The organism is Streptomyces sp. S063, from assembly GCF_002832675.1.
GTDB classification, from domain to species: domain Bacteria; phylum Actinomycetota; class Actinomycetes; order Streptomycetales; family Streptomycetaceae; genus Streptomyces; species Streptomyces sindenensis.
On sequence record NZ_CP021707.1, the window covers coordinates 7,079,690 to 7,099,812 of the forward strand.

At 72.6% G+C, this 20,123-nt stretch carries 16 protein-coding genes; 8 read left to right on the top strand and 8 right to left on the bottom strand.

Features of this window, described 5'->3' with window-relative positions; translation table 11 throughout:
- The first annotated feature begins 15 nt into the window (after window positions 1-15).
- Window positions 16-837 carry a TIGR02452 family protein gene (locus CCZ36_RS32150; protein WP_128819151.1) on the top strand — a complete coding sequence of 274 codons (822 nt, stop codon included), beginning with the start codon at window positions 16-18 and terminating at the stop codon, window positions 835-837.
- Window positions 838-858: 21 nt separating this feature from the next.
- Here the strand turns inward: CCZ36_RS32150 and CCZ36_RS32155 are convergent, their stop codons facing one another.
- A complete protein-coding gene (locus CCZ36_RS32155) occupies window positions 859-1,326 on the bottom strand; it encodes a type II toxin-antitoxin system PemK/MazF family toxin (RefSeq protein ID WP_069736347.1) in 468 nt (155 codons plus the stop codon).
- 145 nt (window positions 1,327-1,471) lie between these two features.
- Between CCZ36_RS32155 and CCZ36_RS32160 the strand changes: the two genes are divergently transcribed.
- Both CCZ36_RS32160 and CCZ36_RS32165 read left to right on the top strand, forming a co-directional pair.
- Window positions 1,472-2,494 (top strand): LacI family DNA-binding transcriptional regulator, encoded by a 1,023-nt coding sequence (locus tag CCZ36_RS32160; RefSeq protein WP_128819152.1) that lies wholly within the window; start codon window positions 1,472-1,474, stop codon window positions 2,492-2,494.
- A gap of 54 nt (window positions 2,495-2,548) precedes the next feature.
- A complete protein-coding gene (locus tag CCZ36_RS32165) occupies window positions 2,549-2,824 on the top strand; it encodes a hypothetical protein (RefSeq protein ID WP_069736349.1) in 276 nt (91 codons plus the stop codon).
- Window positions 2,825-2,845: 21 nt separating this feature from the next.
- On the opposite strand, the gene trxA is transcribed toward CCZ36_RS32165, so the two are convergent.
- Window positions 2,846-3,244: a thioredoxin gene (gene trxA / locus CCZ36_RS32170; RefSeq protein WP_069736350.1), complete on the bottom strand. Its 399-nt coding sequence runs from the start codon at window positions 3,242-3,244 to the stop codon at window positions 2,846-2,848.
- A gap of 125 nt (window positions 3,245-3,369) precedes the next feature.
- Between trxA and CCZ36_RS32175 the strand changes: the two genes are divergently transcribed.
- On the top strand, window positions 3,370-4,815 hold the full coding sequence (locus tag CCZ36_RS32175; protein WP_128819153.1) for a dihydrolipoyl dehydrogenase family protein: 1,446 nt from the start codon (window positions 3,370-3,372) through the stop codon (window positions 4,813-4,815).
- A 79-nt stretch (window positions 4,816-4,894) separates the two neighbouring features.
- On the opposite strand, the gene CCZ36_RS32180 is transcribed toward CCZ36_RS32175, so the two are convergent.
- From CCZ36_RS32180 to CCZ36_RS32205, 6 genes are all read right to left on the bottom strand, one after another.
- Entirely contained in the window at window positions 4,895-5,656 is a 762-nt protein-coding gene (locus tag CCZ36_RS32180; RefSeq protein WP_069736352.1) for an SGNH/GDSL hydrolase family protein, read from the bottom strand.
- The gene (locus CCZ36_RS32185; RefSeq protein ID WP_128819154.1) at window positions 5,656-6,582 is read right to left on the bottom strand and encodes an acyl-ACP desaturase; all 927 of its coding nucleotides are present in this window, start codon (window positions 6,580-6,582) and stop codon (window positions 5,656-5,658) included. The genes CCZ36_RS32180 and CCZ36_RS32185 overlap by 1 nt, the downstream gene beginning before the upstream one ends.
- 144 nt (window positions 6,583-6,726) lie before the next feature.
- The gene (locus CCZ36_RS32190; protein ID WP_128819155.1) at window positions 6,727-7,950 is read right to left on the bottom strand and encodes a beta-ketoacyl-[acyl-carrier-protein] synthase family protein; all 1,224 of its coding nucleotides are present in this window, start codon (window positions 7,948-7,950) and stop codon (window positions 6,727-6,729) included.
- Window positions 7,947-8,219, bottom strand: a complete 273-nt coding sequence (locus CCZ36_RS32195; RefSeq protein ID WP_069736354.1) for an acyl carrier protein — start codon at window positions 8,217-8,219, stop codon at window positions 7,947-7,949. The genes CCZ36_RS32190 and CCZ36_RS32195 overlap by 4 nt, the downstream gene beginning before the upstream one ends.
- Window positions 8,220-8,287: 68 nt before the next feature.
- On the bottom strand, window positions 8,288-9,817 hold the full coding sequence (locus CCZ36_RS32200) for an MFS transporter (protein ID WP_128819156.1): 1,530 nt from the start codon (window positions 9,815-9,817) through the stop codon (window positions 8,288-8,290).
- A 110-nt stretch (window positions 9,818-9,927) separates the two neighbouring features.
- Window positions 9,928-10,908: an acyl-ACP desaturase gene (locus tag CCZ36_RS32205; protein ID WP_069741068.1), complete on the bottom strand. Its 981-nt coding sequence runs from the start codon at window positions 10,906-10,908 to the stop codon at window positions 9,928-9,930.
- 519 nt (window positions 10,909-11,427) lie between these two features.
- Between CCZ36_RS32205 and CCZ36_RS32210 the strand changes: the two genes are divergently transcribed.
- From CCZ36_RS32210 to CCZ36_RS32225, 4 genes are all read left to right on the top strand, one after another.
- Window positions 11,428-12,207, top strand: coding sequence for a S1 family peptidase (locus CCZ36_RS32210; protein WP_069741067.1), 780 nt, complete (start codon window positions 11,428-11,430; stop codon window positions 12,205-12,207).
- Window positions 12,208-12,674: 467 nt separating this feature from the next.
- Window positions 12,675-13,535 (top strand): DUF4132 domain-containing protein, encoded by an 861-nt coding sequence (locus tag CCZ36_RS32215; RefSeq protein WP_069736358.1) that lies wholly within the window; start codon window positions 12,675-12,677, stop codon window positions 13,533-13,535.
- Window positions 13,532-18,733, top strand: a complete 5,202-nt coding sequence (locus CCZ36_RS32220; RefSeq protein WP_128819157.1) for a hypothetical protein — start codon at window positions 13,532-13,534, stop codon at window positions 18,731-18,733. The genes CCZ36_RS32215 and CCZ36_RS32220 overlap by 4 nt, the downstream gene beginning before the upstream one ends.
- Window positions 18,730-19,998 (top strand): ATP-binding protein, encoded by a 1,269-nt coding sequence (locus CCZ36_RS32225; protein WP_128819158.1) that lies wholly within the window; start codon window positions 18,730-18,732, stop codon window positions 19,996-19,998. Before CCZ36_RS32220 ends, CCZ36_RS32225 begins: the two co-directional genes overlap by 4 nt.
- Window positions 19,999-20,123: the final 125 nt, after the last annotated feature.

A 20,123-nucleotide genomic window follows, 5' to 3' on the forward strand; every position in this document is an offset into this window, starting at 1 on the left:
CATGGGGGAGCGCCGGTGAGCGCGCGGCTGCGCGGCATCGCGCGCCAGACAGAAGCAGTCGTCGAGGCCGGGTGGTACCGCAACGCAGCAGGTCAGGACGTTTCCATCGAACGAGCGGTGGCCGCCGCGCGCTCCGGCACCCGGCTCTACGGCCCGGCTCCGGTGCCTGTCGCCGCCCTGGACACCGACCGCACCCCGCACATCGAGGTCACCGCCGAGAGCAGTCTCGCCGCGGCTCGCCGGATGACGGGCGAAGCTTCCGGCCGGGTCGCCGTCCTGAACTACGCCTCGGCCCGCAACCCCGGCGGCGGCTACCTCAACGGCGCCCAGGCCCAGGAAGAGGCCCTGTGCCGTGGATCAGCCCTTCACACGACCCTCCTGCGCGCCCCCGAGTACTACGCGCACCACCGTGCGGAACGCAGCGCCTTCTACACCGACCGGGTGATCCACTCGCCCGCCGTGCCGGTCTTCCGCGACGACCGCGGCCACTTCCTGGACGCCCCGTACATGGCGGGATTCCTCACCTCGCCCGCGCCGAACGCCGGAGTGATCCGGCGGCAGACCCCCGAGGACGCCCACCGGATCCCGGCCGCCCTCGCCTCCCGCGCCGAACGCGTGCTGGAGGTCGCGGCCGTACGCGGCTATCGCAGGCTCGTCCTGGGCGCCTGGGGCTGCGGAGTCTTCCAGAACAAGCCGGGGCAGGTGGCGGAGGCGTTCCGGGCGCTGATCGGCGAGGGTGGCCGGTTCGGCGGCCATTTCGAGCAGATCGTCTTCGGGATCCTGGACCGGGACCCCGACTCCGCTGTCCGGGCCGCCTTCACCCGGACCTTCGCCTGACCCCCCGGAGCCCCCCCCGGGTCAGCTCCAGCCGTACCGCTCACGCAGCCGTTCGACCACCCGGTCGAAACGCTCCCGGTCCAGCGCGCAAGCCTCCCGGCGCATCCCCTCCTCGTGGACCCGCAGAACCCGGTCCAGATCGGCCCAGGACGGCCGCCCCGAGCTGTCCCAGGGACCCGCGCCCAGCGCCACCCACTCGTGGTCCCGGTCGTGCTGCTTGCTGGAGAGCTGGACGGCCAGCAGCGTGCCCGCCTCCTCTCGGGCCACGACGAGCACCGGGCGGTCCTTCCCACGCCCGTCGTTCTCGTCGAAGGGCACCCAGGTCCAGACGATCTCGCCGGGGTCGGGATCGCCGTCGCGATCGGGGGCGTAGGAGGTGCGCACGGATCCCACCTCGGCGGGATCGGCCTGCGCCGTCGCACTCGGCCCGCTGCTGCCGGGCACGTCAAAGGGGTTGTCGGAACGGTAGGCGCTGTCGTGGAACGTCATCACCACACCGTAGAACCCCTGCCCCCGGATCCCGGGAGGGGGGCGTCGGTGCGGGGCCGCGGGGCGGTGTTCCGGCCAGCGTGACCGGACCTGCGGGCCCCGGGCCGAAACCCGCTCCCACGGGTCTGGAAGACTGCCCGACGCCATGAGCCAGTTACCCAAGCAGCCCGCCGAAGTCTCCGTCCCGACCAGCGCCGATGTGGCCCGCCTCGCCGGAGTGTCCCGGGCCACCGTGTCGTACGTGCTGAACAACAACGCCACCGTCCGGATCAGCGATCCCACCCGACGCCGGGTCAGGGAGGCCGCCCTCCAACTCGGTTATGTGCCGCACGCGGCCGCCCGCAGCCTGCGCGCCGGACACAGCCGCATGGTCCTGCTGCCCTCCGGGCACATACCCGGGGGACCACTGCACCAGTACTTCTTCGAAGAACTCCAGTCGGGGCTGCGCCGGCTGGACTACACCGTCGTCCAGTACGGAAGCGTCGGCCTCACCGCCGACGAGGCCGCCACGGCCTGGGCCGAACTGCGGCCCGTCGCCGTCGTCGTTCCGCCGGGCATCACCCTCACCCCGCACGGCACGGGCATCCTGACCCGTTCCGGCGCCAAGGCGGTCATCACCCTGGGGCCCGACCCGGTGCAGGGGGCGCACGGCCTGGTGATGGACCAGCGTCGGGTCGGCGAGAGCGCCGTCGAACACCTGGTGGCCCACGGCCGCCGCCACATCGGTGTGGTCATGCCCCAGGAACCGTGCCGGGAGTCCTTCTCCGAAACCCGCCTCGCCGGCGCCCGGCGCGCCGCGGAATCCGCCGGGGCCCGCGTCTGCCCGCTGCCGTTGGGGTACGAGGAGGAGTCCGCGCAGCGGCTGGCCGCCCGCTGGGGGGAACTGGGGCTGGACGCGGTGTTCGCGTACAACGACGAGTACGCCATGCTGCTGATGCGGGCCCTCCAGGACGCCGGGGTGGCCGTGCCCGCCGACACAGCGGTGATCGGCGCGGACGACTCCCTCATCGGCAGGCTGCTGCGCCCCCGGCTGAGCACCGTCCGGATGGAGCTGGCCATGCCGCAGCCGCTGGCGGAGACGATCGATCGCATGGTCCAGCACCCGGGCGGGCCACCGGTCCACCACGACCTGCTGCGCACCAGCGCCGTCCACCGGGAATCCAGCTGAGGGCCTCCGACGCCGGACATGCGCGGCGCACGGCGCATGTCTAGCGTCGGAGGCATGAGTCATCCGCAGAGTTACGAGCTGCTCCTGATCCCCGACCACAGCAGGACGCGGTCCGGAGCCCCCGGTCGGCCGATCCGGTCCGCGGTCGTCGCCGCCACCGGCGAGACGGGGGCCTCCGGCTACCCCCGGTACGCCGGCGAGGGCATGGAGGCGGACGTCGATCCGGAGACCCGTACGGTGGAGGCCGTGCTCATCGACGGCGAGGAACTCGACTACGGCATGTCGGTCCGCGTCGCCGGGGCCGAGGGCGAGCGTGGGCCGGGCGCTTAGCGCAGCGGCCCGGCCGGGCGGCTACGGGGCCTCGGGCTGATCCTGCCCCGCCTCGGCCGCCCGCTTCTGCTCCTCGACGGATTTGCGGACCTCGTCCATGTCCAGCTTTCGGGCCTGTCCGATGACGTCCTCCAGAGCCGCCTCGGGCAGCGCGCCGGGCTGGGCGAAGACCGCGACGTTGTCCCGGACGATCATCAGCGTCGGGATGGAGCGGATGTCGAACGCCGCCGCGAGTTCCTGCTGTGCCTCGGTGTCGACCTTGGCGAAGACCAGGTCCGGGTGGCGCTCGGAGGCGGAGTCGTAGACCGGCGCGAACTGCCGGCAGGGGCCACACCAGGAAGCCCAGAAGTCGATCAGGACGAATGCGTTGTCGCTGACGACCTGATCGAAGTTTTCTTTGGTGAGCTCGACGGTGCTCATTCTGGGGTACCTCTTCCTGTGCCCGTGGGGTCCTGTCGGGTCCTGTCCGGCACAACGGTGACTGCACTTGCGCTATTCCGCCTGCCCATGTGGCCGGTGCGCACACCCACGAGGAGACTGTTTCCATGACTGACGCAGGCAAGATCTTGGAAGGCTCGCCCTACGACGTGGTCGTCATCGGCGGGGGGCCCGTGGGCGAGAACGTCGCGGACCGGGCCCGCGCCGCCGGGCTCACCACGGCGGTCGTGGAATCCGAACTGGTCGGCGGCGAATGCTCCTATTGGGCCTGCATGCCGAGCAAGGCGCTCCTGCGCCCCGTCGTCGCCCGCGCCGACGCCCGCCGGGTGCCGGGACTGAGCGCCGCCGTGCGGGGCCCCCTGGACGTGGGAGCCGTTCTCGCCAAACGGGACGAGGAGACGAGCCACTGGAAGGACGACGGCCAGGTCGCCTGGCTGGAGAGCGTCGGAGCCGACGTCCACCGCGGTACGGGCCGGCTCACCGGCCCCCGGGAGGTGACCGTCACCGCCCCCGACGGGACGGAGCACCGCCTCACCGCCCGGCACGCCGTAGCCGTCTGCACCGGCACCCGCGCCGTCGTCCCCGCCCTCCCCGGCATCGAGGAGGCCCGCCCCTGGACCAGCCGCGAGGCCACCAGCGCCAAGGAGGCTCCCGGCCGGCTCGTGATCGTCGGCGGGGGAGTCGTGGGTGTGGAGATGGCCACCGCCTGGCAGGCGCTGGGATCCCAGGTGACGCTGCTGATCCGGGGCGAGGGCCTGCTCCCGAAGATGGAGCCCTTCGCGGGCGAGCTGGTCGCCGACGCGCTCGCGGAGGCCGGCGTCACGATCCGTAGGGGTGTCTCCGTCACCGCCCTCCACCGCCCCGCACCCGACGGTCCGGTCACCGTCGAGGTGGACGACGGCGACCGCGTCGAGGCCGACGAGATCCTCTTCGCCACCGGCCGGGCCCCGCGCACCGACGAACTGGGCCTGGAGACGATCGGACGGGAGCCCGGCTCCTGGCTCCCCGTGGACGACAGCTGTCTCGTCGAGGGCACGGACTGGCTGTACGCGGTCGGGGACGTCAACCACCGCGCCCTGCTGACCCACCAGGGCAAGTATCAGGCCCGGATCGCGGGAGCGGCGATCGCCGCCCGCGCGGCGAACGCCCCGGTCGACACCGCCCCCTGGGGCGCCCACGCGGCCACCGCCGACCACGCCGCCGTGCCTCAGGTCGTCTTCACCGATCCCGAGGCCGCGTCCGTCGGCCTGACCCTGGCCGAGGCCGAACGCGCCGGCCACCGGGTCCGCGCCGTCGACTACGACCTCGCCTCGGTCGCCGGATCGGGCCTCTACGCCGACGGCTACCGGGGGCGCGCGCGGATGATCGTGGACCTGGACCGCGAGGTCCTGCTCGGCGTCACCTTCGTCGGCCCGGGCATCGGTGAACTCCTGCACTCGGCGACGGTCGCGGTCGCGGGGCAGGTCCCCATCGCCCGCCTGTGGCACGCGGTTCCGGCCTACCCGACCATCAGCGAGGTGTGGCTGCGGCTGCTGGAGACATTCAGAGGGTAGGAACCGCCGTTGGGTACATACAGCGGGAGCGGCCTCGGTGCGCTGTGGGACCCGGAGTCCTTCGCATGTTCCAGCATGGTCATGGTCGGTCGCTCAGTATCACCGTTGTGCGGGCGAGGGCACCCGTGAGGGCTTGGAGGTGGAGGGCGTGGCCGTGTGCGGAGGGGTGGATGCGGTCGACCGCGAAGAGTTCCGGGTGTGTGCGGTGCCGGGGGTCCCGGAGAGGGATGGCGACGGCTCCGGCCTGCTGGGCTGCTGTGGTCTGGAGGTGCTCGAGGCGTCGACTGCGGCGGGACAGGGGGGTGCGTAGCCAGTGACGGACGGCTGGTACGTGGCCTACGTCCCAGCAGGTTCCGACCAGGACATGCCAGCCTGCCTGGCGGAGTCGCGTGACGTGGTGGGCGAGGGTCCTCGCAGCGAGCCGGAGGGGGGTGCCGGCGACGATGTCGTTGCTGCCGACGATGATCAAGGCGATCCCCGGAGGGTGAGGGTGACGGAGTGCCTTGCGGACCTGGTACTTCATAATCCCCGTGGTGGCGCCGGGCCGTGCCAGAACCCGCAGGCGGACGGGACGGCCGGTGGCCCGGCTGAGGGCGGCGGCGCACTGGGCGCCAAGAGTCTCGTCGACCGTGGAGGTGCCGAGGGAAGCCGCGATGGAGTCGCCCAGGACGAGCAGGGAGAGCCCTGGGCTCTCATGGCTTCCGTAGGTGCCGTCAGCGATGGGGAACGTCGTGTGGTGGTGGGGGCGGAATCCGTTGCTCACGAGTGCGCGGGCGATGAGGTCCGCGGCGATCCGTCGCGTGGCGCCGGTCAGTCGACGGAGTTTTCGGGGGCGGCGCATCAGTATCTCCGTGCCAGGGGGGCAGAGCGCCGTTCCCGGAAGCGGATGGACGTCCGGTGGAGGCGTTCGGTGTGGGTGAGGAGTTCGGCGCGGTCCTGTTCTCCTCGAGCGCCGAGGCCGGTGCGCTCGCGGATGCGCAGGGCCTTGATGAGGGGTGTGAGAACGTCGTTGTGGAAGATCTCCAGGTCGTACCATCCGGCCACGGCGATGCGGGCGTTCATCTCGGCGAATCCCGGAATCGTCTGGCCGGGCATGCGGAACTCCTTCACGGCTCGCAACAGACTGGCCATGGCCTGGTCGGGAACGAGGTCGAGGAGGGCGGCGTAGAGATCGCGGTAGAAGACCATGTGGAGGTTCTCGTCCTGCGCCACGCGGGCGAAGAGCCGAGCGCATACGCTCTCCCCGCAGTGCAGGCCGGTGTTACGGTGCGCGACTCGGGTGGCCAGCTCCTGGATCATCACGTAGGCGAGACCGTGCAACGGGTCGGAGGGAAGGTCGTCGGGTCGGGGCGGTGCGGACATGTACCGCATGCGGGCGCGTTCCAGGGCGATGGGGTCCACCGCGCGCGTGGTGTGGATGTAGGAGAGCATCACCGTGCTGTGCCGGTCCTCCTCGGCGGTCCAGCGGTGAAGCCATTCCTCCCAGGCGTTGTCCCGCGGGGCGTTGGCCGCGAGCCTGTGGTGGTAGACGGGGAGGTTCTCCTCGGTCAGGACGCTCAGGACGAGCGCTGACTTCGCTACGGGGCTGAGCGTCGACTGCGCGTCCTGCCAGGACACGCCTTCGAGCGGACCTTCGAAGTCCTGGCCGCGGCTCCAGGGAACGTACTGGTGGGGAAACCACTCCTGGGCCATCGACAGATGGCGGTCGAGCAGCTTTGCCACCACTGGTTCCACTTCGGTGAACCAGTCTGTGGAGTGCTTCGGCACGGGAGAACCCTTCTCAGAGTGTCGGCGGAGCCGGAGCAGGCGGTGGTGCGGGCGCCGCCTCGCTCGTCGAGGAGCAGTGCGCGCTGCGGACGGGGCTCGCGGTGCGGGTTCGAGACCATGAGGCCGGAGCGGCACGCCGGTGGTTCAGGCTCGGGTGAGGACGAGGGCCGCGTTCTGCCCGCCGAAGCCACTGGAGACGGTGAGGACGGCGTCGATCCGTGCGGGGCGCGGGAGTTTGGTGACGACGTCGAGGTCGATGGCGGGGTCCATTCGGTCGAGGTTGGCAGTGGGTGGGATCAGCTGATGCTGGAGGGTGAGGACGGTCAGGGCGGCTTCGATGGCACCGGCCGCACCCATGGAGTGTCCGATGACGCTCTTGTTGGCGGTGACCGGCGGCGGGGGGCGGAAGACCTGGTGCAGCGCCCGGGCTTCGGTCTTGTCGTTGAGCTCGGTGGAGGTGCCGTGGGCGTTGACATGACCGATGTCACGGGGAGCCAGGTCTGCGTCTGCCAGCGCCGAACGGGCCGCCTGGGCAAGCCCGTTGCCCTCGGGGTCGGGGGAGGTGTAGTGATAGGCGTCGCAGGAGGATGCGTGGCCCGCCAGGTAGGCGAGAGTGCGGGCACCGCGGGCTCGGGCGTGGCTGGTGCGCTCCAGGACGAGGATGCCTGCACCTTCGCCCAGGACGAAGCCGTCGCGGTCTGCGTCGAAGGGGCGTGACGCGCCGGCCGGGTCGTGGCAGCGCTTCGACAGGGCCTGCATCTGCCCGAATGTCGCCGAGCACATGACTGAATTTGCGCTCTCGCTGCCTCCGCTGATCACGATGTCGCAGGCACCGCTGCGCAGCAGGTCGCAGGCGACGGCCAGGGCGGTGGTGCCGGAGGCGCAGGCGCTGCTGGTGGTAAAGCTGGGGCCCTTGGCCCCCAGGTCCAGGCTGACCGCGCCGGCCACCATGTTCGGCACGCTGCGGGGCAGGGCGAAGGGGGAGACCTTGTCGGTGTGGCCGTCCCGGAGGCGTCCGAATTCCACCGGATAGGTACTCAGGCTGTTCGCTCCCACGCCCAGGACGACGCCGACCCGAGGGGCGTCCCAGTCCTTGGAGTCCAAGCACGCGTGGGTGACGGCCTCGCGTGCGGCAATGACGGCCATCTGACCGAAACGGTCCAGGCGCATGCACATGCGGCCGCCCAGGCGCCGGCGGCCATCGAGGTCGCGCACCCGACAGGAGAAGTCCACGGAGAGGCCGGTGAGTTCGGGATCGCTCATGGCGGTCGGGACGCCGGTGCACATGTGCTCCCAGGTGGCGGCCGTGCCCATTCCGGCGGGCGTCACCATACCCAGGCCGGTGACGGCGATCGGTTGGCTGCTCACAGCTGCCCGCCGGGGGCGGCAGCGGGCTGTGTGCCGGCCCCACCGGGAGCGGCCGATTCGGCGAGGGTGGCGAGTTCGGCGAGGCTGATGTCCTGGCGGATGTCGGTGGAGGCCAGGCCGAGTCGCTCCTCGACGATGAGGGAGAGTTCCACGAGGGCGAGGCTGTCGAGATCGAGCTGGTCCAGGGTGGCACCGGGGGTGACGCGGTCGGCCGGGACTTCGAAGTCCTGGATGAGGCAGTCGGTGATGATCTGATACGTCGTGGTCATCGGCAATACCTTCGCAGTGGTGGGAGTCCGCGCCTCAGGGGCGCTGGGGCCGGGCAGGGGCGGTTCGGTCAACGGAAAGGTCCGGCGGCAACCGGTCCGGGGGGCTGGGCCGCGGCTCGGGGCGGGGGCGGGCGGTCCGGTGGGCGATCGGAAGCCGGCAGCTTGCGCCACGACAGGACGGCGGCCAGCAGCGCTGCGCCCGCGCCCGCGATCGCTGCGGTCGACATGCCGTGGACGAACGCCGCGCCGGTCTCCTGAACCAGGACGGACGCGGTGTCTGCGCCCGGGTGACCGGCTCTCGTCAGCAGGCCCCGGCCCTCCTGATTGCGGAGCAGGACCTGCGCGGCCGGATGGGCCTGGAGGCGGTCTTCGATCCGCGCGGTGAAGACGGTGGCCAGGATCGAGCCCAGGACCGCGACCCCCAGGGTGGAGCCGACCTGCCGGGTGGCGTCGTTGAGGGCCGAGCCGAGGCCGGACTTCGCCGCGGGCACCGCGGTCAGCACGAGTTCGGTCGCCACCGGTGCCACCAGTCCACTGCCCACGCCTACCAGGGCTTCGAAAGCCAGGATGTGGGCGTAGCCCGACCCGGTCTCCAGGCGGGCCATGGCGGCAAACCCGCCTGCGACCAGCATCAGACCGGCCGACACCGGCACGCGGGAGCCGAAGCGTCTGAGCAGTGTGGGCGCGAAAGCGGCTCCGGCCGCCAGGGCGAGTGACAGCGGGATCGTACGTACTCCCGCTTCCCAGGGGCTGTGTCCGCGTACCTGCTGCAGGTAGAGGGTGAGGATGAACATGGCGCCCATGCCGCAGAACGACATCGCAGCGAGGGCGACGCAGGCCGGCCCCACCGGACCCCGCTCGAAGAGCGGGGGTGGAACCATCGGCCTGTCGGTGCGGACTTCCCAGGCGGTGAAAAGTGCCAGCAGCACCCCCGCCGCGGCGAAGGCCCCCAGGACCGCCGTACTGGTCCAGCCACGGCCGGGTGCTTCGATGACCGCCCAGACCAAGGCCAGAAGCCCGGCACACGACATAGCGGCGCCCTGCCAGTCGAGTCTGCCCGGCCGCGCGTCGCGGGACTCGGGAACCATCCGCATGGCCACAGCGGCCAGGACCAGGGCGAGGGGGACGTTGATCCAGAACACGGCCCGCCACGTGGCGTGCTCCACCAGCCAGCCACCGGCGAGAGGGCCGGCAAGTGCGCCGATGCCCGCGACGGCCGCCCACAGCGAGATCGCACGCCGGCGATCCGCGTCGTCGGAGAAGACGTGGACGATCGTCGCCAGCGTCGCGGGCATGAACAGCGCGGCGCCCAGCCCCATGCCGCAGCGCGCGACGATCATCTGTTCCACCGCGTCGGCCCGCGCGCCGAGCACCGACGCGAGCGCGCACACGACCAGTCCGGCGACGAACGCACGCCGGCGGCCGTAGGTGTCACCCAAGACGCCGGTGGCCAGGACACAACCGCCCAGGACAAGGGCGTAGCCGTCGACGATCCACTGCGTCTGGGCCATGGAAGGCGCCAGGTCTTCCTGGAGCGCGGGGATCGCGACGTTCAGGACGGTGAAGTCCAGCCCCAGAAGGAACAGGGCGGAGCACATCACAGCGGTGATCGCCCAAGCCTTCCGGCGGGACGCTTCGCCTGTCCCCCGTGCGGAAGGGGAGTCGGCCGGCGGGGCGGGCTGCTCCGCGCCGGGGCTGGTCAGCCCGGTCACCCGGACACCGGCGCGGCAGGGGCCGACGTCCGGTCCACCTGGCCGCGGCGTTGACGAGCGGCCAGTACCTGAGCTCGGCGTTCGACGAAGAGCGCGGCCCGGGCGTCGAGGTGCTCAAGGTGTGAGGCCAGGCTGTCACGGGCCTGTTCGCCCTGGGGGCCGAGCCCTTCGAGGTCGAAGATCTTGAGGTTGCGCAGGAACGGGACCAGGACGTCGTCATGGTGGATACGCAGGTCGTACACGCCGGCGACGGCGATCTGGGCCGCCATCTGAGCGAAGCCCGGCATCGCGTGGCCGGGCATCCGGAACGACCGCACGTTCTCCTCGACCGCCACCAGGACTTGGTCCGGGGCGATCGTGAGGGCGGAGCGCAGCACTTCGCGGTAGAAGACCATGTGCAGGTTCTCGTCCTGCGAGATCCGCGCCATCAGCCGTTCGCACACCGGGTCACCGCTGAAGCGGCCCGTGTTGCGGTGGCTGATCCGGGTCGCGAGTTCCTGCAGCGCCACGTACGCCATTCCGCTCAGGCATCCGGTGGCCGGGGACTCGAAGCCGGTGCCGACCTGTGCCATTCGGGCCCGCTCCAGGGCAACGGGGTCCACAGCGCGTGTCGCGTGGAGGTAGCCGCGGATGGAAGACGCATGCCGGTCCTCCTCCGCGGTCCACCGGTTGAGCCACTCCCCCCACGCCCCCTCGCGGGTCGAGTTCACCGCCAGGGCATGGTAGTAGCCGGGCAGGTTGTCCTCGGTCAGAAGATTCACGACCAGTGCCGAACGTGCCGCGGGGTCCAGCCGGGACTGGTCCTCCTGCCATGGTTCGCCCTCCAACGGGCCATCGAAGTTCCGGCCGGCGCTCCACGGCACGTACTGATGGGGAAACCACTCCCGCGCCGCAGCGATGTGGCGGTCCAGCAACCCAGCTGCGGACGGCTCCAGTTCGGCGATCAGGCTCGCATCGTCCCACTTCGATCTCTTCACGAAGCAAGATCGTTCCGCGCTTGCATTTGAGTGGCAAATCCCCTTTCACCCGTATGGTGGCATCCGTCACGGGCGGGTTCGGCCGCGATGGTGGCGATCGCGTGCCCGCGGATCCGACCGCCTCTGCGGGGACGGCGGTCATCTCGCCCTGGCTGCAGCCGATTTCGAGAACGGTCGGGCCCGTGTGATGTCGCGGCTCGCGACGAGTGCGGCGGGGTGGCGAGTCCGAGACGGCTGGACGTCCGGGCTGAGGTCGGCGAGCCGGTCCGGCCGCGGGTGAGGGGATCTTGGCGGGCGGGAGCGGAGTGATTCGCGGCGAGAGTGAACCCGCCCTTCATGGCGCCGGCCCAGGCGCCTGTCGCAGCCTTGCCCGATCGGCCGAGGCTGGCCGAAAAGTGCGCCTTGCGGCAGCGATGACCCATTCCCGACAATCGGATCGCTTTGACAGGTGCATGGCTGAAGTGCCACCGCGCCCCTGTCCGGGCTTCCCCAGCAGCCCCCCACGAAAGAAGGCGGTCCGTGAAGCAACTCCTGCGTGTTCTCAAGAGATGTTCCGTCGTCGTCGCCACCGTCGCCATCGCCGTCGTCGGCCTCCAGCCGGTCACGGCGTCGGCCGCCCCCAACCCCGTCGTCGGTGGAACCCGTGCCGCCCAGGGCGAGTTCCCCTTCATGGTCCGCCTCTCCATGGGCTGCGGCGGCGCCCTGTACGCCAAGGACATCGTCCTCACCGCCGCCCACTGTGTGGGCGCATCGGGCAACAACACCTCGATCACCGCCACCGGCGGCGTAGTCGATCTCCAGTCGTCCAGTGCGATCAAGGTCCGCTCCACCAAGGTTCTCCGGGCCCCCGGTTACAACGGCACCGGCAAGGACTGGGCGCTCATCAAGCTCGCCCGGCCCATCGACCAGCCCACGCTGAAGATCGCCACCACCACCGCCTTCAACCAGGGCACGTTCACCGTCGCCGGCTGGGGTGCCAACCGCGAGGGCGGCAGCCAGCAGCGCTACCTGCTCAAGGCCAACGTCCCGTTCGTCTCCGACGCCGCCTGTCGTTCCGCGTACGGCAACGAGCTCGTGGCGAACGAGGAGATCTGCGCCGGATACCCCGACACCGGTGGCGTCGACACCTGCCAGGGCGACTCCGGCGGGCCGATGTTCCGCAGGGACAACGTCGGCGAGTGGATCCAGGTCGGCATCGTCAGCTGGGGCTACGGCTGCGCGCGGCCCGGCTACCCGGGCGTCTACACCGAGGTCTCGACCTTCGCGTCCGCCATCGCCTCGGCGGCTCGCACGCTCTGACGCCGCACCACCACCGTTCGGTCACTCTCGGGTGACCGCGGCCGAACCACCCCCGGGGGTGCCCGCACGGACGGGCACCCCCTTCCTTTTCCTGGTCTGCCGGTGCCCGAGGGGTCGACTCCTCCACACTGACCGCGCAGATCGTCATGACGGTCCGCAGCCCGATCGTCATGAGCACCATGCGGAGGTCGGCGAGACCGGCCCGTACGGGGCTCCGGCCGTAGGCGTACGGGAAGTGGGGGACGAGTCCGCTCCGTGCTGGACCTGACCCTGGCGGGGCGCGCCTCCTCACCGGCGCCTGAACAGGTCGCGTACACCGAACCGGGCAGCGCGTTCCAGGGCTCCGGACGCGTTGTCAGTGGCGCGGCCTAGAGTCTCTCCCAATCGTCACGGTGCGTCGCCGTCGACGGGATTCATCAGCCTGCCGCCGCGGTGGCGGCTGTCCGGCACGACGGGGAGAACAGCGCATGGGGTGGGTTCCGGCGGGCGACTACGAAGTCGCTCTGGAGGCGGGCAAGGTGGTCTGCCGCAACGGGAAGGGCCGACGGCTGAAGTCCGTTCCGGCCAAGTTGAAGGACGATCCGGCGGTCGTCGGCCTCCGGCAGCTGACGGAGTGGCTGGAGCGGCACGAGCGGCGGTGCCTGACCGACGTCGAGCAGTGGATGGTGCGTTCGCTGCCCGTTCCCACCGCCGTCCTCGCCCGGGTCTGGCCCGACCCGGCGTGGCAGGCGGCCCTGCGCGACGTGGTGGTCACCGGCGCGGACGGCGGGGTCGCCGGGTTCCTGCGCGACGTCGATCCCGAGCGCGGCCTCGGCCTCGTCGATGTGGACGGCGACACGGTCCGCATCGCCCCCGACATCGTCCATGTACCCCACCCCGTCCTGCTGGAGGACCTGGACGAACTGCGGGAGTTCGCGGTCGAACTGGAAGTCCGCCAGAACGTGGAGCAGCTGTTCCGCGAGGTGTGGCACCGCCCGGCCGGCCTCGCCCCGGACACCACCTCCATGGACACCTACGCCGGCGGCGTCTTCAAGGAACTGCGCTTCCTGCACGGCCGCGTCACCCAGCTCGGATACCGGTCGCGCGGCGGATACGCGGTCTGCCCGGTCGTCGAGGACGGCGCCGGTGTCGAGGCACGCATCTGGATCGGCGAGCACGACGGATACGACGCGTACGACACCGAGACGGGTCCGCTGGGCTGGACCGATGCCTCGGGGCGCGCGCTGACGGCGGCCGAGGTCGGCCCCGTCGCGTGGTCCGAGGGCATGCGCATGGCGGCGGCGCTCTACGCCGGCCGCGACGTGGAGGACGAGGAGCGGGCGGCATGAGCATCACGACGAACACCGAAGCGAACACGGCGGCCACGGGCTCGACGGCCCTTCCCGCCCAGAAGCGGGGCCGCGACGCCTCCGACCCCGCCGCCGAGGCCCGCGCGGCGACCCTGCTGGACGCGGGCGCGATCCTCCCGGCCGGCACCACCGACCGGGACGACGCCGACACGCTGACCGCCCGCACCTACACCAACACCGCCCTCGGGGACCGCGCGGTGGTCCGGCTCGTCCCGGGCACGCTCGGCGAGGCCGAGGACCTCGCCCTGGAGTTCCTCGGGCTGGCCCGGACCGCGGAGGCTCCCGTCGTCGGGCAGGTCCGCCGCGAGACGCTGGGCTTCCCCGCCTGGGCGCTGGTCAACGACCCGGCCAACGGGCACCACGCCCTCGCCCTGGTCAAGGACATCGAGCGGCTGGGCCGGCAGGCCAAGACCCGTGCCGGTGCGGCCAAGGAGGGCTTCGACGAGCTCGGCACCCGGCTCGGCCGGGCCGTCCCGCACTTCCTCCCCACCTACTACGAGCAGGTGGCCCGCCTCTTCCTCCAGGCCGAGAACGCCACGTACGCCGCCTCCTTCTTCGGCAAGGCCCGCGAGGCCGAGCGGGTCCACGGCCTGGTCGTGGACGAGGACCGGCAGCGCGCCGTCTTCCTGGAGTTCGCCCTCGCCGGCGCGCTGACCGTCAAGGCGCTGCGCCAGTACGTACGCGACCTGGTGGCCCGGCTCGCACCGGCGGACGCCTGGGCGCAGTTCCGCCGCCTGCTGGTCGAGCGCTGCGCCGCCGGGATGCCGCCGTACGCGGCGCTGCCGCAGGACGTACGCACGCTGGTCAAGGCCGCCGGACTGGACCGCGAGAGCGCCGAACGCGAGCTGGTGGCCGACCTGATCGGCTCTCCCGGGGTCGTCCGCGCTCCCGCCTCGTTCTGGGCGACCTACGCCCCCGCGCTCATCGCTCTCGCCCGGGCGGACGCGTCCGTGAGGGCCCGGCTCCTCGGATTCTTCCCGGAGACCTTCAGCGAGAGCGGCGGGGACACGGACGGCGAATCCGGCTGGCTCGGGCTGCTGGCCGAGTCCGGCGCCGAGGAACTGCTGACCGCCCTCCCGGCCGACGACCCGGCCTCCTCCGACTCGGCGGGCATCCACGAAGCGGCCGTCTCCCCGGCGGACTGGCTCGCCCGCTGGGAGGCGTACCGACGCCGCAACCGGGCGACTTCGGGACGCAGCCCCCGCACCCTGGACCTCACCGCCCGGATGACGGACCGGCTGCGCGCCGACGCACGCCCCGTCGAGCTGTTCCAGGGCCGCTGGCAGCCCACCGCCGACCTGGACCTTCTCGACCTCTGCCTGGCCTCCGGCGTCCCCGTGGCCGAGCCGGACGACGAGAACACGGGCCGTGGCCACGCGCGGTCGCACGGTTTCTCGCTGGGCCAGTGGCTCGCCGACGACGCGCCCGGGCGGCGGGATCTCGCCGCCATCGCCGAACACCCGGGCTTCCGTGACCTCCTGCGCCGGAACGTCGGCGGTCTCGGCGACGGGCGCCGTCAGCGGCTGAGCGACGCCGGTATGGCGAAGCTGGCCGCGCACCCGGTGCTCTCCGTCCTCCTGCGCGAGTGGCTGACCGGCTGCGCCGAGCAGTACACCGCCGCGCGGGGACTACCCGGGCTGCGCATCGCCCTCAACAAGCTCTCGCCGTTCCGCGCCGTCGTCGCGGACGTCGCCCCCGAGGCCGCGCGCCTGCTCGAAGAGCACGACGTCGTCCCCCTGCTCGCCGACACTCTGCGCACGGGCGTCCTCGACGAACTGGGCTGGCCCGCACTCGACGAGGCCTACGCCGAACTGGCCGCCGAGGCCGCCACCGCGGCGCGGCGGGGGAACAACCGGTCGCAGAACGTCGGCGTCACCGGCGCCTGGCCCGCCCTGATCCTGAGCACCCCGGAGCGGGCCGTCGTCGTCGGCCCGGAAGACGTTCTGCTGCGGCACACCCTGAGGCTGCCCCCGAGCACCGACCAGTGGCGGACACCCGCCTTCCGGTTCGTCGACGGCGAGTTGCTGGTGATCTGGTGGGAGGACGGCAAGCAGCGCGGCTACTGGTCGCACCACCCCGCCGAGGTCTTCACCGTCGGAGGCGACCAGGTCCCCCGCTGGGGCCGCCCCAGTCTGTCGGACGAGGTCTGCGTGCCGCTGCCCGGCGGCGGCCGCGCCACCGGCGGCAAGGCCCTGCACGCGGGCGACACCACTCTCCCGCCCCAGCGCGCCGTCCTCGCGGACGGCACCGGACACTGGCGCGAGGGCCGCCAGGGCACCCGACAGGTATGGCTGGAGTACGACCCGGTCAGCGGCGCCCACGGCCGAGCGTCCCTCCCCGCCTTCCTCCGCTCCGGGGTGCTGGACGGAACCCGGCTGCTCGCCGAGCACTGCCAGGTGCTGCCCCTCCAGCCCGGTCTGGAGACCACCCCCTTCGGGACGGACGGCACGGTCCTCGGCCGCTGGGTCCGCCGCACCGCCACCGAGCCCGGCACGGCCGCCCCCGCCGACGGGGACCGGACCGTCGCCGGCACCCCCGACGGCCGCACGGTCACCCTGCCGCACCCGCTGCCCGACGGCGCGACCGTGGTGCCGCTCGGCGCCCTCGCCCTGCCCGGCGGTTCGCGGCCCGTCGTGGTCCTGCGCCACCGGTCCGTCGAAGCGCACCCGGCGGACACCGACGGCACCGGCGGCGGCCTGTGGTCCGTCGGCACCGACTCCTCCGGCGGAAACGACGCGGCGGGCACCCCCTACGTGCCGCCCGCCGTCTACTGGCACGCCCTGCGCCCGAGGGACGAGCAGGGCTCCGCCGCCCTGCGGAAGCTGACGGACGCCCGGGCCCAGGAGCTGTTCGACGAGGTCGCCACCGCGGTCGCCCGTCACCTGAAGGCGTTCCGGGCGGCCGAGGAGTACACCGGGCCCTCGTCGCGGGAGATGAGCCAGGAGGCCGTCGCCCGGGTCCTGCCCGAGGTGTCCGACGGACGCCTCCTCGCGGGCGTCACCGCGCTCGTGCGGACAGCTGTCGACCGGGCCGTCGCGGTCGCCCAGTACCTGCAACCACCCGCACCCGCCCAGCCGGTCACGCCCCGGAACACGGCACGCACCCAGGGCATGTTCTTCGACCACGAGCCCGAGCACGGCGACGACGCGACCCTGCGGGCCGCCACTGCCTGGGGCGCCGAGAAGATGCGCGGCTCCTGGTGGGGAGGCGGGCCCCGGTGGACGGCGATCAGGCAGATCCTCGCCGTCAACCACGTCCTCGGCGGTGAGCCGGCCTTCGGCCCGGCCACGCCGTCGAAGGTGCCCTTCACCCCCGTGGACGGCTGGCAGCGCGACGCGTACACGGTGCCCGGCGATTCCCCCGCCTGGACCACCCTCCTCGACAAGCTGCCCGAACTTGCCTACCGGGCAGCCTCGGAGGCCACCTCCGCCGAGCACCGCGCCGGGCTCCTCGTGCTGCTGGAAGCGTTCGCCGCGGGCCCGCTGGCCGACCCCGCGGGCACGGTCCGGCGGGTGGAGCTCGTCGAACCGCTCGACACGGCCAACCCCGGGCGGAACGGACGCCCCGAAGCCGTGCACCGCCTGGGCCAGGTCCTGCGCAAGGGCTCCCGCACCGTCGTGGTCCTCTCCGACCACGGCCGCAACTCCCGGGACGACTCCGCCCGCTGGCTCGCCCTCGACCACGATCCGACCGGAGCCTTCGGACCCGTCCCCGGTTTCACCCTCGACCGCGAGCACGTCTACCGGCAGGGCATCACCCGCGACCGGCTCACCCGGCTGACCGCCCTCGTACGGGAGAAGGGCCCCGCGCCCTGGCGCCCGGAAGCCGCCGAGGCGTTCAACACGGCGACCGGAATCGGCCCCCTCCAGGCCACCGCGCTGCTGTCGGCGGCCGTCGAGGAGCCCGACGCCGAGGCGTTGGCCCTCCTCGGCGCGAAGACCCGCGCCTTCGAGACCGCCCAGGACCGGCTGGACGCCCTGCCCCGCGACGACCGGCACACCGTGCTGCGGGCGCTGCTGCCCGCCGACCCGGCCGAGCTGTGGTCCACGGGCCCCGACGTCCGGGCCGCGGCCGAGGCGTGGCACGAACACCTGGGCTCCCTCGTCCGTGTCCCGGAGGAACTCGACCTCGACCTCAGCGGCGCCACGGCCGCCTCCGTCGACCTGCTCCTCAACGCGGGCGCTCGCGGCTGGCTCGCCCACGGCACGCCCGTACCGGACGGCAGCGCCCGCCCCGCCCTCCACCGGGCGGACGGGCGCGGCACGATCTCCAACGCCCTGACCGCCCTGCGCACCCTCGCGTACACACTGCCGTACGGACACCCCTTGCGGGCCCACCTGCCCGTCGGCCTCACGGTCCTGCGCAGCCGCCTCGCGGACCCCTCACTCGTGCTGGACCTCGGTCTGGACTGGACGGAGTCGGGGGCTTCCCTCGGCATCGCGATCCGCGCCGCGCACGGGCTCCCGGAGTCCGGCGGCGCCGAGGCCGACGGAATGGTCAGGGCCGGATCGGCCCTGCTCCTCGCCCCCGGTTACGGGGACAGCGAGAGGCTGCTGATCCGCCCCGCGGGCCTGGCGGGCCCCGACGACCCGGCGTTCGGCCTGGTCGAGGGCACCGTCAGCCCGCACCGCACCGGCGATGTCCTCGCTCTGCGCGCCCTGCTGGGCCCGGAGGCCGACGCCCTGGCCTCGGCGGGCGCCCCCGACGGTTCGGCGCACCACCCGGCCCAGGACCCGACGCGTGCGGTGCCGGACCTGGTGGGCGAGGCGGCCGACGCCCTCGCCCTGAGCACGGACGCCGCCGCCCTCTATCTGATGCTGCTCACCCTGCCCGACCCCACGGACCGCAACTGCGTCCGCTGGACCGAGTGGAAGCCGGCCCGGATCAAGAGGGCCCGCGCGGAACTCGCCGCCACCGACCTCGTCGTGGAGGCGAAGCGCTCGCGCGCCGGCCGCACCCTGTTCCTTCCCTGCGGCTGGCTCGAACGCGGCGCCCCCGGGCTGCCGCTGGAGACCTGGAAGGAAAGCCTGTACCCCGTGGCGGGGTCCGCCCGGACCCTGCCCCACCTTCCCCTCCCCGCGCTGTACGAAGCCGCCTGGGCCCGCGTCCGGGGCGGCGACGCCCCCGCCTTCGAAGAACTCAACACCCGCGCCACCCGGAAGGGCCGCCGCCGATGACGAACGACACCACGACCACCCCGGACACCACCACCCCGGACACCACCACCCCGGACACCACCACCGCGGCCGGCACCACCGCGGGAGGCGTCCCGGGCCAGGCGACCGCGCCCGGCCACGCGCCACGGCAGATCACCCCGCCCGAGGACCGGCACGCCACCGAGCTGGCTTTCCTCGCCGCGCACGACTCCGGGCCCCGCCCGCCCGGCTGGCTGCTCACCCCCCGGGCCGTCGTCACCTTCGTGATGGGCAGCGCGGGTGACGCACTGAGCCTGCCGAAGGGCGCCCGGCCCGGAGCCGGAGTGCCGCGCCGTCTGGTGATCGAGCAGAAGTTCGTCGGCGAACGCGCCCTGGTCGAACGGTGCGTGGTCACCCTCGCCGGGGAACGCGGTCTGCTCCTCGTCGGCGAACCGGGCACCGCCAAGTCCATGCTCTCCGAGCTGCTGTCGGCGGCCGTCTGCGGGACCAGCGCGCTCACCGTGCAGGGCACCGCGGGCACCACCGAGGACCAGCTCAAGTACGGCTGGAACTACGCGCTGCTGCTCGCCCAGGGCCCCACCGAGCAGGCCCTCGTGCCCTCCCCGGTCCTCACCGCCATGACCCGGGGCGCCGTCGCCCGCGTCGAGGAGGTCACCCGCTGCCTGCCGGAGGTCCAGGACGCCCTCGTGTCCCTGCTCTCCGAGCGGCGGATCGCGGTTCCCGAACTGGCGGGCGGCGACGGCGCCCAGGTGCACGCCGCGCCCGGCTTCACCCTCATCGCCACCGCCAACCTCCGGGACAAGGGCGTCTCGGAGATGTCCGCCGCCCTGAAGCGGCGCTTCAACTTCGAGACCGTGGGCCCCATCGGCGACGTGGACGCCGAGACCGCGCTCGTCCGGCGCCAGTCGCGGGCCGCGGTCGAACGGGTGGGCGCCGCCTACCAGGTGGACGACGCTGTCCTCGAAGCCCTCGTCACCGCCTTCCGGGACCTGCGCGAGGGCCGCTCCGTGGAGGGTTGGGAGGTCGAGCGACCGTCCACGGTGATGAGCACGGCGGAGGCCGTGTCCGTCGCGGGCTCCCTGGGCCTGGCCGCCGCCTATTTCCCCGGCGACCGGGACGTGCTCTCCCTGCTGCCCGGCCATCTGCTCGGAGTCGTCCGCAAGGACGACCCCGCCGACGCGGCCCGGCTGCTGGGGTACTGGGACGGGCCGGTGCGCAGGCGCGCGGAGCAGGGTTCGGCCACCTGGCGTGCGCTGTGGGACCTGCGTTCGGTGCTGGAGAGCTGACGGATGAACCAAACCAACATGGCTGGTGCTGGTGCTGGTGCTGGTGCTGGTGCTGGTGCCGGTGCCGGTGCCGGGACGGGGACGACGGAGGGGGCCGACGCCACTGCCGGGGCGCCGTCGGCCGC